The sequence below is a fragment of the Streptomyces nogalater genome (assembly GCF_039532885.1).
Classification (GTDB): Bacteria; Actinomycetota; Actinomycetes; order Streptomycetales; family Streptomycetaceae; genus Streptomyces; species Streptomyces nogalater.
In genome coordinates this window covers 128,898-143,010 of record NZ_BAAASM010000019.1, presented here as the reverse complement: position 1 = coordinate 143,010, position 14,113 = coordinate 128,898, and the positions used below count along the sequence as shown (strand labels likewise).

8 protein-coding genes and 1 pseudogene are annotated in these 14,113 nt (G+C 71.6%); 3 read left to right on the top strand and 6 right to left on the bottom strand.

The features are described 5' to 3' along the window. Positions 1-288: 288 nt before the first annotated feature. The gene (locus ABD350_RS15605) at positions 289-1,254 is read left to right on the top strand and encodes a zinc-binding dehydrogenase (RefSeq protein WP_344348675.1); all 966 of its coding nucleotides are present in this window, start codon (positions 289-291) and stop codon (positions 1,252-1,254) included. Positions 1,255-2,149: 895 nt separating this feature from the next. Here ABD350_RS15605 and ABD350_RS15595 read toward each other — a convergent pair. Together ABD350_RS15595 and ABD350_RS15590 are read right to left on the bottom strand one after the other, a co-directional pair. Beyond that, positions 2,150-2,890, bottom strand: a pseudogene (locus ABD350_RS15595) (PadR family transcriptional regulator); the annotation flags it as partial. Between the two features lies 1 nt (position 2,891). Beyond that, complete coding sequence (locus tag ABD350_RS15590) at positions 2,892-3,914, bottom strand: DUF4097 family beta strand repeat-containing protein (RefSeq protein WP_344348673.1); 1,023 nt, start codon at positions 3,912-3,914, stop codon at positions 2,892-2,894. Positions 3,915-4,151: 237 nt separating this feature from the next. On the opposite strand from ABD350_RS15590, the gene ABD350_RS15585 reads away from it, so the two are divergent. After that, the gene (locus tag ABD350_RS15585; protein ID WP_003992906.1) at positions 4,152-4,331 is read left to right on the top strand and encodes a DUF6104 family protein; all 180 of its coding nucleotides are present in this window, start codon (positions 4,152-4,154) and stop codon (positions 4,329-4,331) included. Between the two features lie 85 nt (positions 4,332-4,416). Here ABD350_RS15585 and ABD350_RS15580 read toward each other — a convergent pair whose 3' ends face one another. The 4 genes from ABD350_RS15580 to ABD350_RS15565 form a co-directional block, all read right to left on the bottom strand. Continuing rightward, complete coding sequence (locus ABD350_RS15580) at positions 4,417-8,223, bottom strand: multifunctional oxoglutarate decarboxylase/oxoglutarate dehydrogenase thiamine pyrophosphate-binding subunit/dihydrolipoyllysine-residue succinyltransferase subunit (RefSeq protein WP_344348672.1); 3,807 nt, start codon at positions 8,221-8,223, stop codon at positions 4,417-4,419. A 301-nt stretch (positions 8,224-8,524) separates the two neighbouring features. Further along, positions 8,525-9,649 carry a HAMP domain-containing sensor histidine kinase gene (locus tag ABD350_RS15575; RefSeq protein WP_344348670.1) on the bottom strand — a complete coding sequence of 375 codons (1,125 nt, stop codon included), beginning with the start codon at positions 9,647-9,649 and terminating at the stop codon, positions 8,525-8,527. After that, a complete protein-coding gene (locus ABD350_RS15570) occupies positions 9,646-10,386 on the bottom strand; it encodes a response regulator transcription factor (protein WP_030609901.1) in 741 nt (246 codons plus the stop codon). Before ABD350_RS15570 ends, ABD350_RS15575 begins: the two co-directional genes overlap by 4 nt. 114 nt (positions 10,387-10,500) lie before the next feature. Continuing rightward, positions 10,501-11,178, bottom strand: a complete 678-nt coding sequence (locus ABD350_RS15565) for a spermine/spermidine synthase domain-containing protein (protein ID WP_344348668.1) — start codon at positions 11,176-11,178, stop codon at positions 10,501-10,503. Between the two features lie 437 nt (positions 11,179-11,615). Between ABD350_RS15565 and lon the strand changes: the two genes are divergently transcribed. Continuing rightward, positions 11,616-14,045, top strand: coding sequence for an endopeptidase La (lon, locus tag ABD350_RS15560; protein ID WP_344348667.1), 2,430 nt, complete (start codon positions 11,616-11,618; stop codon positions 14,043-14,045). Positions 14,046-14,113 lie beyond the last annotated feature (68 nt).

Sequence of the window (14,113 nt, the reverse complement as noted above, 5' to 3'; positions counted from 1 at the left end):
GGCCGTTTTTCTGTCGGTCGGGAGGGCCGGTCGGGGGCGCTGTCCGGGAGGGCTGAACGGCAGGGCTGTTCGGCAGGGCTGTTCGGCAGGGCTGTTCGGGAGGGCCGGGAAGCGTCGGTCGGAGGGCGTTCGGACGCGCTGTCCGGCGGGTCGGGTCTCCTTCGGCGGTGCGGCCGGGCGGTGTGGTGTCCGGTGGTCCTGCGCCGGGCGGGTGCCGTCGCGCAAGAGGGCATGTGTCACAGGCGGGCCTGGTTCCGCCGGCCGCGCCGCGCACCTATCGTCGGCTGCATGTTCGCTGTCTACGCCGCCCGAATCGACCGCGACCAGCCGCTCACCGGCCTTGAGTTGGGGGAGCGTCCGGCTCCCGAGGCCCGGCCCGGCTGGAGCACCATCACCGTGCGCGCCGCCTCCCTCAACCACCACGACCTCTGGTCCCTGCGGGGCGTCGGCCTCCCGGAGGACCGGCTGCCGATGATCCTCGGCTGCGATGCCGCCGGTGTCGACGCGGACGGCAACGAGGTCGTCCTGCACTCCGTCATCGGCCAGAGCGGCCACGGCGTCGGCCCCCACGAGCAGCGCTCCATCCTCACCGAGCGCTACCAGGGCACCTTCGCCGAACAGGTCGCCGTGCCGACCTGGAACGTGCTGCCCAAGCCGAAGGAACTGTCCTTCGCCGAGGCCGCCTGTCTGCCGACGGCCTGGCTGACGGCGTACCGGATGCTGTTCACCAACGCCGGGGTACGGCCCGGGGACTCGGTCCTCGTGCAGGGCGCGGGCGGGGGTGTCGCCACGGCCGCGATCGTCCTCGGCAAGGCGGCCGGGCTGCGGGTCTTCGCCACCAGCCGGGACGAGGCGAAGCGGAAGCGGGCCGTGGAGCTGGGCGCGGTGGAGGCGGTGGAACCGGGGGCCCGGCTGCCGCAGCGGGTGGACGCCGTCATCGAGACCGTGGGCGCCGCGACCTGGTCCCACTCGGTGAAGTCGCTGCGGCCCGGCGGCACGCTGGTCATCTCCGGGGCGACCAGTGGGGACCGGCCCTCGCATGCCGAGCTGACGCGGATCTTCTTCCTCGAACTGAAGGTCGTCGGCTCCACGATGGGCACCAAGGACGAGCTGGAGGACCTGTTGTCCTTCTGTGCCGCGACCGGGGTACGGCCGGTGATCGACGAGGAGCTGCCGTTGGACCGGGCGCGCGAGGGCTTCGAGCGGCTCGCGTCGGGTGAGCAGTTCGGGAAGATCGTGCTGACCAACTCCTGAGGTACTTCGGCCCCCCACCCGACTCGGTCGGCTGGGGGACTCGTTCGTCTGTCCGGCTCGATTGGGATGGGGCTTGCCGGCTCGGTTGGCTGCCGGGAGGGGGCGGGACTGTGGGGCTTGGGACTCCGGGGGCGGCTCGTTGGGGTCAGCGCTTGCAGGGGTGGAGGATCGCTGCGATGTGGGCCGCGGCCTTGGTGAGGTGGTGGCGGGCTTCCTGGAGTTGGGCCGGGGTGATGCCGTTGTCCCTGGCCGCGTCGCGGATGTCGTCGCGGAAGCGGTCCAGCAGGCGGTCCAGGTCGCGGGCCGGGTCACCGGTGGGCGTCTCGTGGGCCCAGGTCGGTTCGTACTCGGCGGGGAAGCCCTCCGGGGCCGGGGTGTAATGCGGTTCCGTGGGCGGAGTGGGCCCGGACGTCTCCTCGGAGGTGCGGGGGAAGTCCCGGTCCATGCCCAGGCCCTTGCCTGGGCCCCTGCTCGGGCCCCTACCCGGGTCCGTGGTCCAATCGTCGCCGAAGTCGCTGCCCGGCTCTGTGCCGGCGCCCGCCCGGCCCTTGCCGAAGCCCTTACCAGGGTCCGTGCCGGCGCCCGGCCGGTCCGCGCCCGGGACCTTGCCCGGGCCCGTGCTGACGCCCGGCCAGTCCTTGCCGAAGCCCTTGCCCGCGTCCGTGCCGGCGCCCGGCCGGTCCTTGCCCGGGGCCTCGGCGGAGTCCTTGCCCGGGTCCCTCACCCGGTCCTTGGCGGAGTCCCCCACCCAGTCCTTGCCCGGGTCCCTCACCCGGTCCTTGGCGGAGTCCCCCACCCAGTCCTTGCCCGGGTCCCCCACTCGGTCCTTGCCGGAGTCCTTGGACGGGTCCGTGGCCCAGTGCCTGGACGGGTCCGTGGCCCAGTGCCTGGACGGGTCCGTGGCCCAGTCCTTGGTCCATTCCTTGCCGAAGTCGCCGAATTCCTTCGTCAGTTCGGCTAGGCCCTCGCGGAGGCCGGTTGGCCAGTCGCCGCGTGTGAAGTGGTCCTGGACGCGTTCCTGGACACGCCGGGCGATGCGCTGTACCTCCTCCTGCGCCTGGGCCCGGGCCCGTGCCTGTGCTTCCTGTGCCTGGCGGCGGGCCCGCTGGGCCTCCTCGCGTGCCCGGCGGCTCTCGTCCTTCGCGCGCCGGGCCTGCTCCTTCCACTCCTGCTTGACCCGGCGCATCTCCTCCTTGGCGGCCCGCCACGCCTCCTTGTCACCCGGCTCGCCGTACTCCCCCTGGGCGAAGTCGCCCCCGGACGCGGCGGCGCGCACCTCGCGGCGCAGGTCGCCGGCCGCGCCCCGCACGTCGGCCCTTATCTCGGCGGCCAGTTCCGCGACGGACTCGCGGATCTCCAGCTCCAGGTCGGCCAGTTCACCGCTGCGGTCGGCCAGTTCGGCGCGGCCCGCGTCGGTGATGGCGTACACCTTGCGGCCGCCCTCGGTGGTGTGCCGGACCAGGCCCTCCGACTCCAGCTTGGCCAGGCGCGGGTAGACCGTGCCCGCCGAGGGGGCGTAGAGGCCCTGGAAGCGTTCCTCCAGGAGCCTGATCACCTCGTAGCCGTGGCGGGGGGCCTCGTCGAGCAGCTTGAGCAGGTACAGGCGGAGGCGGCCGTGGGCGAAGACGGGAGGCATGTCAGAGCACCTTCTTGTCGGTCGTGCCGTCGGCCGGGGCGCCGGTGGCGGCGGCGTCCTGGCCGGAGACGGAATTGTCTCCCGTCGCGGCCGGGGGGCGATCGGCCGGGTGGGGTGCCGTCCGGTCATCCGGGTCGGTGACCGTGACGGTGACCGTGGTGGTGTCGGGCTCCGGCGGTCGCGGCGGGCCGGCCTGCCAGGAGGCGTTCTCCTCCTCGTCCCGGGGCGGGCGGCGCAGCAGGGCTATCGAGCCCGAGACCGTGGTGGCCCGTAGTCTGCCCGTGCCCGCGCCGAGCCGGCCGGTGATCTTGTGCGCGCCCCACCGGCCGCGCACCCTCAGCTCCTCGAAGGCGATGGAGACCACGCCGCTCGCGGTGTTCGCCTCCACCTCGGCGTCCGCCGGGTGCGGCAGACGGATCGCGATCTCGCCGGAGACGCTGGTCAGACCGACGTTCGTGGGGCCGTCCGGGTCCAGGTCGACGATCAGCGAGCCGCTGACGGTGTCGGCGCGCACGGAGGGGCCGGAGCCCGCCACGACGGTGAGGTCTCCGGAGACCGAGTGGAACGTCAGGTCCCCGGTGACCGCCTGGGCCTCCAGGCTTCCCGAGACGGTCTCCGCGCGGACCGGTCCCGACACGCCGACCAGGGTGGTGTCGCCGTTCACCCCCCTGATCACCGCGGAGCCCCGGATGCCCGAGACGACCGCGCCGGCGCCCACCACGCCCACCTCCACGCGCGTGCCGGCCGGGACCGCGAGCGACACCACCGCGCTGCGCCGCCGGCCCCCGCGGTCGAGCCACTTGAGGAAGCCCTTCCAGGGCAGGTCCTCGTAGGTCACGGTCAGCGTGGAGCCGTTCCGGGTGACCACCAGGGGCGGCCCCTGCAGGTGCGTCACCTCCAGTCGCGCCGAGTCCTCCTCCGTGCCGACGACGTTCACCATGCCGTCGACGACGCGGACCCGGAGATTCCGCACGGGGCTGTCGAAGGCCAGCTTCTGGGGTGCGGTGACGGACCACTCGGACATGGGACCTCCTGGGCCGGGGCGCGGCGACTGATGCGGCGAAGGACACGCCATATCGCGTTCCCTTCCAAACACGATATATCTCGGTGCGGTGAAGTCAAGACACTCTTTCGAGGAGGATGCGCCGGCGTGGGGAGGGGGCCCTGCGCGCGGCCGCCCGGGTCCGGGGCGCGTCGGCGGCGGCATACGCTGGTGGGGAGAGTTGCCAGGCTGGATGTTCACGCAGGAGACGTAGCCCCTATGTACTTCACCGACCGCGGTATCGAGGAGCTGGAGAAGCGGCGTGGCGAGGAAGAGGTCACCTTCGAGTGGCTCGCCGAGCAGTTGCGCACGTTCGTGGACCTGAACCCGGACTTCGAGGTGCCCGTGGAGCGGCTGGCCACCTGGCTCGCCCGGCTCGACGACGAGGACGACGAGTAGGCCGGGGGACGAGAAGACCCCGCCGGGCAGGCGAAAGGGCCCGGTACCGAGCGCGAACTCGGTACCGGGCCCTTTTCCGGGAGGCTTACGCCTCGAACACCTCACGCACCAGCTGCTCCTGCTCGGCCTGGTGCCGCTTCGCGGAACCCACCGCCGGGGACGAGGAGTGCGGACGCGAGATGCGCCGCAGCCGCTCGCCGGCCGGGATGTCCGCGCCGACCGCCAGGTCCAGGTGGTCGATCAGGTTGAGCGCGATGAACGGCCAGGCACCCTGGTTCGCCGGCTCTTCCTGGGCCCACAGGTACTTCTCGGCGTTCGGGTACTTGTTGACCTCCGCCTGGAGCTCGTCACCCGGCAGCGGGTACAGCCGCTCGATGCGGATGATCGCCGTGTCCGTGGCGCCCCGCTTCTGCCGCTCGGCCTCCAGGTCGTAGTAGACCTTGCCGGCGCAGAAGACGACCTTGCGGACCGCGGCCGGGTCGACCGTGCTGTCGCCGATGACCGGGCGGAACTGGCCGTTCGTGAACTCCTCCGCCTTCGACGCGGCGGCCTTCAGGCGCAGCATCGACTTCGGGGTGAAGACGACCAGCGGCTTGTGGTGCGGGTTGTGCACCTGCCACCGCAGGAGGTGGAAGTAGTTCGACGGCGAGGTCGGCATGGCGACCGTCATGTTGTTCTGCGCGCACAGCTGGAGGAACCGCTCGGGGCGCGCGGAGGAGTGGTCCGGGCCCTGGCCCTCGTAGCCGTGCGGGAGCAGCAGGACGACGCCGGAGGTCTGGCTCCACTTCTGCTCCGCCGACGAGATGAACTCGTCGACGACCGTCTGCGCGCCGTTGACGAAGTCGCCGAACTGGGCCTCCCACATCACCAGCGCGTCCGGGCGGGCCAGCGAGTAGCCGTACTCGAAGCCCATCGCCGCGTACTCGGACAGCAGTGAGTTGTAGACGTTCAGCCGCGCCTGGTCCTCGGCGAGGTACTGCAGCGGGGTGTACTCCTCGCCGGTCTCCCGGTCGATCAGCACCGCGTGGCGCTGGCCGAAGGTGCCGCGCTGGGAGTCCTGGCCGGCCAGCCGGACCGGGGTGCCCTCCAGCAGCAGGGAGCCGATGGCGAGGGTCTCGCCCATGCCCCAGTCGATCGTGCCGTCCTCGACCATCGCCGCCCGGCGCTGGAGCTGCGGCAGCAGCCGCGGGTGGACGGTGATGTTGTCGGGGATGTTGACCTGGGACTCGGCGATCCGCTTGACGACCTCGGTGGAGACCGCGGTCGGGACCGCGACCGGGAAGCCGTCCTGGGGCGCCTGGACGTCCCCGGCGGCCGGCTGCGAGGTGGCCTCGCGGACCTCGGTGAAGACCTTCTCCAGCTGGCCCTGGTAGTCCTGGAGGGCCTGCTCGGCCTCTTCCAGGGTGATGTCGCCGCGACCGATCAGGGACTCGGTGTACAGCTTGCGCACCGAGCGCTTCTTGTCGATCAGGTCGTACATCAGCGGCTGGGTGAAGGCCGGGTTGTCCGACTCGTTGTGACCGCGGCGGCGGTAGCAGATGAGGTCGATCACCACGTCCTTGTTGAAGGCCTGGCGGAACTCGAAGGCGAGCCGCGCCACGCGCACGACGGCCTCGGGGTCGTCGCCGTTGACGTGGAAGATCGGGGCCTCGATCATGCGGGCCACGTCCGTCGCGTACATGGAGGAACGCGAGGACTCGGGGGCCGCGGTGAAGCCGACCTGGTTGTTGATGACGATGTGGACCGTGCCGCCGGTGCGGTAGCCGCGCAGCTGCGACATGTTCAGGGTCTCGGCCACCACGCCCTGGCCCGCGAAGGCCGCGTCGCCGTGGATCGCCACCGGCAGCACCGTGAAGTCCGTGCCGCCCTTGTTGATGATGTCCTGCTTGGCGCGGGCGACACCCTCCAGGACCGGGTCGACGGCCTCCAGGTGGGAGGGGTTGGCGACCAGCGAGACCTTGATCTGCTCGCCGTCCAGGCCGGTGAAGGTGCCCTCGGCGCCCAGGTGGTACTTCACGTCGCCGGAGCCGTGCATCGACTTCGGGTCGAGGTTGCCCTCGAACTCGCGGAAGATCTGCGCGTACGACTTGCCGACGATGTTGGCCAGAACGTTCAGCCGGCCGCGGTGGGCCATGCCGATGACGACCTCGTCCAGGCGGGACTCGGCCGCGGAGTCGATCACCGCGTCCAGCAGCGGGATGACGGACTCGCCGCCCTCCAGGGAGAAGCGCTTCTGGCCGACGTACTTCGTCTGCAGGAAGGTTTCGAACGCCTCGGCGGCGTTCAGCCGGCGCAGGATGCGCAGCTGCTCCTCGCGCTCCATCTTGGAGTGCGGGCGCTCCACCCGGTCCTGGATCCACTTGCGCTGCTTGGGGTCCTGGATGTGCATGAACTCGATGCCGGTGGTGCGGCAGTACGAGTCGCGCAGCACACCGAGGATGTCGCGCAGCTTCATCATCGACTTGCCGGCGAAGCCGCCGACGGCGAACTCGCGCTCCAGGTCCCACAGGGTGAGCCCGTGCTCGACGATGTCCAGGTCCGGGTGCTTGCGCTGCTTGTACTCCAGCGGGTCGGTGTCGGCCATGACGTGGCCGCGGACCCGGTAGGAGTGGATCAGCTCGAAGACGCGGGCGGCCTTGGTGACGTCGTCGTCGTGGCTGGCGTCGATGTCCTTGAGCCAGCGGACCGGCTCGTAGGGGATGCGCAGCGCCTCGAAGATGTCGTCGTAGAAGCCGTTCTCGCCGAGCAGCAGGTTGGCGACCTGGCGCAGGAACTCGCCGGAGGCGGCGCCCTGGATGACCCGGTGGTCGTAGGTCGACGTGAGCGTCATGACCTTGGAGACGCCGAGCTTGTTCAGGGTGTCCTGGCTGGTGCCCTGGAACTCCGCCGGGTAGTCCATGGAGCCGACGCCCATGATCACGGACTGGCCGGGCATCAGGCGCGGCACGGAGTGGACGGTGCCGAGGCCGCCGGGGTTGGTCAGGGAGACCGTGACACCGGAGAAGTCGTCCATCGTCAGCTTGCCGTCGCGGGCGCGGCGGACGATGTCCTCGTAGGCCTGCCAGAACTCGAAGAAGTTCAGCGTCTCGGCCTTCTTGATGGCGGCCACGACGAGCTGGCGGTCACCGTTGGGCTTGACCAGGTCGATGGCCAGGCCGAGGTTGACGTGCGCCGGCTTGATCAGGGTCGGCTTGCCGTCCTTGACGCCGTAGGACCAGTTCATCGACGGCATGGCCTTGATGGCCTGCACCATCGCGTACCCGATGATGTGCGTGAAGGAGATCTTCCCGCCGCGGGCGCGCTTGAGGTGGTTGTTGATGACGATCCGGTTGTCGAACAGCAGCTTCACCGGGACGGCGCGGACCGAGGTGGCGGTCGGCATCTCCAGCGAGGCGTCCATGTTCTTCGCCACGGCGGCGGACGGGCCGCGCAGCGTGACCAGCTCGGGACCCTCGGGGGCCTGCTTCGCCGGTTCGGGCTTGGCCTTCGGCTGAGCGGGCGCCTGTGCGGGTTGCGCCGGCTTGGCCGGGGCGGCCTTCGCCGCGGGAGCGGCCGGGGCCGCGGGGGCCGGGGCCGGGGCGGGAGCCGCGGCGGGCTGCGGGGCCGGGGCGGCGGCCCGGGGGGCCGGGGCCGCGGGTGCCTGCGGGGCCGTGGTGGTCTCTGCGGCCCCCGTGGCCGCAGCACCCGCCGGGGCCGGGGTGGCAGGAGCCCCCGGCTTGTAATCGGCGAAGAAGTCCCACCAGGCGCGGTCTACGGAGTTCGGGTCCTGGAGGTACTGCTGATAGATCTCGTCGACGAGCCATTCGTTCGCACCGAACGCGGCTGCGGGGTTCTTCCCGGCTTGGTCGTCGGTGGAGATGCTCGATGAGTTACTGGGGGACTGTGGCGACACGGCGGCAACCGCCCTCTTCCGCTTCACAAGGTGATGGACAGCGGGAATAAAGGCTACGCCTCCCTGGCCGGGAAGGTCAGGTCGAGCAAGGTCATCGTCGTGTAAGTCACATCGGAAATCTTGTTTCGGGGCTTGATATGGCGGGAAACAAGCGTGGTTCCGCACAGGGGAGGGTGCACCGGCGGGGCCCGCCGCCGCCGTCGTCAGGCGGGTGCCCGGGCCTGCGCCGATCACACGTGTCCTGCCGCGCGAACTCGCCGGGGACCGTCGTGGATCTTGTGCTTCCGGTGCGGACCCTATGTCAACCGGCCGACGAAGTCAGTCCCGGAAGAGTGACGATGATCCGGCAGCCACGCTCGGATTCGGCCACCCCGATCCGGCCGCCGTGCAGATCCACCGCCCAGCGGGCGATCGCCAGCCCGAGCCCGGTCCCGCCGTCGCTGCCCGGACCGTGCGGCCGGGTGACCGCACCCCGGTTGAACCGCTCGAACACCCGGTGCCATTCGGACCGGGGGATGCCGGGGCCCTCGTCCAGGACCTCCAGCACCAGCGACTCCGGCTGCGGTCCGCGCCGCGCCTTCACGCTCACCCGGCCGTGCGGCGGGCTGTGCTTGACCGCGTTGTCGATCAGGTTGGCGACGACCTGGTGGATGCGCTCGGGGTCCGCGTGCGCGGTCAGCTCCGGCGGCGAGACGTCCAGGTGCAGATGGACGTCCGTGCGGGTGTGGCTGCCCGAACCGGAGGCGATGCCCGCGCGCACGGAGGCGACCATGTTGGCCTCCTTCAACACGCCCGAGAGGTACGGCCACACCTCGAAGCGGCGTGCCTTCAGCGGCACCACGCCGTTGTCGAGCCGGGACAGGTCCAGCAGGGTCTCCACCAGGCGGCCCAGCCGCTCGGTCTGCTTCAGGGCCGTCCGCATGGTCTCCGGATCGGCCTCGGTGACCCCGTCGACGATGTTCTCCAGCACCGCGCGCAGGCCGGCGATCGGGGTGCGCAGCTCGTGCGAGACGTTCGCCACCAGCTCCTTGCGCTGGTTGTCCTGGGCCTCCAGCTCGTCGGCCATGACGTTGATCGTCTGGGCCAGATCGCCGAGTTCGTCGCGGCGGCTCTCCCGCACCCGGCGCGTGTAGTCGCCCTGCGAGATGGAGCGGGCCACCGTGTTCATCTCGTCCAGCGGCATGGTCAGCGAGTGCGCCACGAACTGGGTGATGAGCAGGGTGGCGATCATCGAGAAGACCGTGATGAAGCGCAGCTCCGTCTGGGTGTGCACCGCGACGAGCGACAGCCCGGTGGTGATCAGCACCGCGATGACGACCAGCGCGCCCAGCTTGGTCTTGATCGAGAACGGGCGTACGCCGCCCCAGGGTTCCTCGCCGAGGGTCCCGGGGCTCCTCCGTGCGGCCTGGCGCCCGCTGCCGCTCACGGGGTCGGTGTCTCCAGCGCGTAGCCCACGCCGTGCACGGTCCGGATCCGCTCGGCGCCGATCTTGCGGCGCAGCGCCTTGATGTGGCTGTCGACCGTGCGGGTGCCGGAGGCGTCCGCCCAGTCCCACACCTCGGCCAGCAGCTGCTCCCGGGAGAGCACCGCGCGCGGGGTGTTCGCCAGGCACACCAGCAGGTCGAACTCGGTGGGCGTCAGGTGGACGTCCTCGGACTTCACCCGCACCCGGCGCTGGGCGTGGTCGATCTCCAGCTCGCCGAGGCGCAGGATGCCGGTGCGGGGGGTGGCGGCGGCCAGCGCGGCCCGCTCCACCCGGCGCAGCAGCACGTGCACCCGGGCCGCCAGCTCACGCATGGAGAACGGCTTGGTCATGTAGTCGTCGGCGCCCACGCCGAGCCCGACCAGCATGTCCGTCTCGTCGTCCCGCGCGGTCAGCATCAGCACCGGCACCGGCCGCTGGGCCTGCACCCGCCGGCACACCTCCAGCCCGTCGAAGCCGGGCAGCATGATGTCGAGGATCAGCAGATCGGGCTGCCAGGCCTCGGCCGTGTCGACGGCGGCCGGACCGTCGGCCGCCGTCTGCACCAGAAATCCCTCGGCACGGAGCCGGGCCGCGATGGCGTCGACGATCGTGGGGTCGTCCTCGACGACCAGCACCCGGCGCTGTGCGCCCGGGGTGGTCGTCGCCGCGCCGCTCTGGGAGGTGTGTGTCTGCTCCATCGCCCGCCCCTGTTGTGTTGCTTTCCGGAATCCGTGGGGTGATCCCATGTCTGCGTCAGACGCTTGAAAGATCCGCGTCAGGGCAGCACATTACGGGGACTCACCGCGCTGTCGCTATCCAGGTCGGACGGCGAGGTGGACGGCGTCGGGAACGCCCCGGGCAACGGGCACCTCTTCGGTACGCACCTGCTGGAACCCGGCATTCCGCAAGGTTCCTTCAAATTCCGGAGAGGGTTCGGCGGACCACACCGCGAGTACTCCGCCGGGCCTCAACACCCTTGCGCAGGCGGCGAGTCCGGCCGGCGAATAGAGGCTGTCGTTGTCCTCGGTGACGGTCCAGCCGGGGCCGTTGTCGATGTCGAGGCACAGCGCGTCGAACGTGTCGGAAGTCTCATTGACGTACGCCACGAGATCGGCTCGGACGATCGCGGTGCGGGGGTCGGCGAGGGCGCCGGCGGAGATCTCGGCGAGCGGGCCGTCCCGGTGCCAGTCGATGACGGCGCCCTCGCGCTCCACCACGGTGATCCGCCCCCATGCCGGGTCGGCGGCGGCGTGTGCGAGCGAGAAGCCCACGCCCAGCCCGCCGATCAGCACCGCCGGGGCGGGCCGTCCGGCCAGCGCGTCGCGGGCGGCGTCGATCAGCAGCCGCTCCGAGCGCCCGTCGGAGGTGTCCATCAGGAAGCAGCCGTTGGCGATGATCTGCAGAAGCGCACCGTGTCTGCGCAGCACCACCTCGCCGTACGGGCCTTCGCGTCGGTCCAGGACCACGGGAGTGTCGTACACGGCAGTCATGTCCCCCATCCTGCTCGAACAGGGCCGGATGGTCACGGGAATTGGGCAGGACGCCCACGGACGAGTGGCCCCGGGCGGGAGCCTTGGGGCGCCCGGCGGATGCGAAGCGCTCGGCGGACGGCAGGCGCCGGCGGGCCGGAGGCCGCCGTGAACCGGCGTGCGCGTGGTGCCGGTCGGGGGCGGCGGCGCACCGGGCGCGAAGGGCGGGGCCCGGAACGCGAGGAGCGCCGCACCGTGGCACCCGGCACACCTGGGCCCGCGGCGAACGCCTCTCCGGCCACACCGTCTCCGGCCGGTACGGTCCCCGCCCCCGAGGGAGGGCGGGCGTACGCCGACGGGAGCAAGTGATCGCTCAGAGCGAACAAGGGTCCGGGAACAATCGGCGACGCCAGAACATTGAGTCGGCATAGCTCAAGTTGACTGCCTAAGGGGAGATCATGGCTGCTGAGTCACCGGCGTTCACGCTGACCCTGCCCGTGCTGCCGCTCGACGACGAGGTCGTACTGCCCGGCATGGTGGTTCCGCTGGACCTGAGCGACGCCGAGGTGCGGGCCGCGGTGGAGGCCGCGCAGGCCGCCGCCCGTTCCGAACCCGGCAAGCCCAAGGTGCTGCTGGTGCCGCGCGTCGACGGCACGTACGCCAAGACCGGCGTCCTCGGCACGGTGGAGCAGGTCGGCCGGCTGGCCGACGGTGACCCCGGGGCCCTGGTCCGCGGCCGGAGCCGGGTCCGCATCGGCGCCGGCACCACCGGACCGGGCGCCGCGCTCTGGGTGGAGGGCGCCGGCGTCGAGGAGAGCGTGCCGGAGCCGCTGCCGGGTCAGGTCGCCGAACTGGTCAAGGAGTACAAGGCGCTCGCCACCGCCTGGCTGCGCAAGCGCGGCGCCTGGCAGGTCGTGGACCGCGTCCAGGCCATCGACGACGTCTCCGCGCTGGCCGACAACTCCGGCTACTCGCCCTTCCTGTCCACCGAGCAGAAGGTCGAACTGCTGGAGACCGCCGACCCGGTGGCCCGCCTCCGCCTCGCCACCCAGCAGCTGCGCGACCACCTCGCCGAGCAGGAGGTGGCCGAGACCATCGCCAAGGACGTCCAGGAAGGCGTCGACAAGCAGCAGCGCGAGTTCCTGCTGCGTCGTCAGCTGGAGGCCGTCCGCAAGGAACTGCGCGAGCTGAACGGCGAGAAGGAGGGTGAGGAGTCCGACGACTACCGCGCCCGCGTGGAGGCCGCCGACCTGCCGGAGAAGGTCCGCGAGGCCGCCCTGAAGGAGGTCGACAAGCTGGAGCGCGCCTCCGACCAGTCGCCCGAGGGCTCCTGGATCCGCACCTGGCTGGACACCGTCCTGGAGATGCCGTGGAACGAGCGAACCGATGACAGCGCTTCCGCGTACGACATCCGGGGCGCCCGGGCCGTGCTGGACGCCGAGCACGCGGGCCTGGAGGACGTCAAGGAACGCATCATCGAGTACCTGGCCGTGCGCAAGCGACGCACCGACCGGGGCATGGGCGTCATCGGCGGGCGGCGCGGCGGCGCGGTGCTGGCCCTCGTCGGCCCGCCCGGCGTCGGCAAGACCAGCCTCGGCGAGTCCGTCGCGCACGCCATGGGCCGCACGTTCGTCCGGGTCGCCCTCGGCGGCGTCCGCGACGAGGCCGAGATCCGCGGCCACCGCCGTACGTACGTCGGTGCGCTGCCCGGCCGGATCGTGCGCGCGATCAAGGAGGCCGGGTCGATGAACCCGGTGGTCCTGCTGGACGAGATCGACAAGGTGGGCTCCGACTTCCGGGGCGACCCGGCCGCCGCCCTGCTCGAAGTCCTCGACCCGGCGCAGAACCACACCTTCCGCGACCACTACCTGGAGGTCGAGCTGGACCTCTCCGACGTGGTCTTCCTCGCCACCGCCAACGTCCTGGAGGCCATCCCGGAGGCCCTCGCCGACCGCATGGAGATCGTCCGGCTGGACGGCTACACCGAGGACGAGAAGGTCGTCATCGCCCGTGACCACCTGCTCCCGCGCCAGCTGGAGCGGGCCGGCCTGGACCGCGGCGAGGTCACCCTGGACGAGAGCGCCCTGCGCAAGCTGGCCGGCGAGTACACGCGCGAGGCCGGCGTGCGCACCCTGGAGCGCTCGATCGCGCGCCTGCTCCGCAAGATCGCCGCCCGGCACGAACTGGGCGAGCGGGAGCTGCCGTTCACCGTCACCGACGGCGATCTGCGCGACCTGATCGGCCGGCCGCACCACGTGCCCGAGTCCGCCCAGGATCCGGCCGAGCGCCGTACGGCGGTGCCCGGCGTGGCGACCGGACTCGCGGTCACCGGTGCCGGCGGCGACGTGCTCTACGTGGAGGCGTCCCTGGCCGACCCGGAGACGGGCGCGGCGGGCCTGACCCTCACCGGCCAGCTGGGTGACGTGATGAAGGAGTCGGCGCAGATCGCGCTGAGCTTCCTGCGCAGCCACGGCGCCGAACTGGAGCTGCCGGTGGCCGACCTGAAGGACCGGGGCGTGCACATCCACTTCCCGGCGGGCGCGGTGCCCAAGGACGGCCCGAGCGCGGGCATCACGATGACCACGGCCCTCGCCTCGCTGCTCTCCGGCCGGCTGGTCCGCACGGACGTGGCGATGACCGGCGAGGTCTCGCTGACCGGCCGTGTGCTGCCCATCGGCGGTGTGAAGCAGAAGCTGCTCGCCGCCCACCGCGCCGGGGTGACCACCGTGATCATCCCCAAGCGCAACGAGCCCGACCTGGACGACGTGCCGGCCGAGGTGCTGGACAAGCTCGACGTCCACACCGTCACCGACGTGCGCCAGGTGCTGGAGCTGGCGCTCGCGCCGGCCGCCACCGGCGCGGAGCCGGCGGTTCCCGTGGCGGCGTGACGGACGCCGCGGGAAAGGCGAGGCCCGGGTCCCGCGAGGGGCTGCCCGGGCCTCTGCCGCGCCCCGGG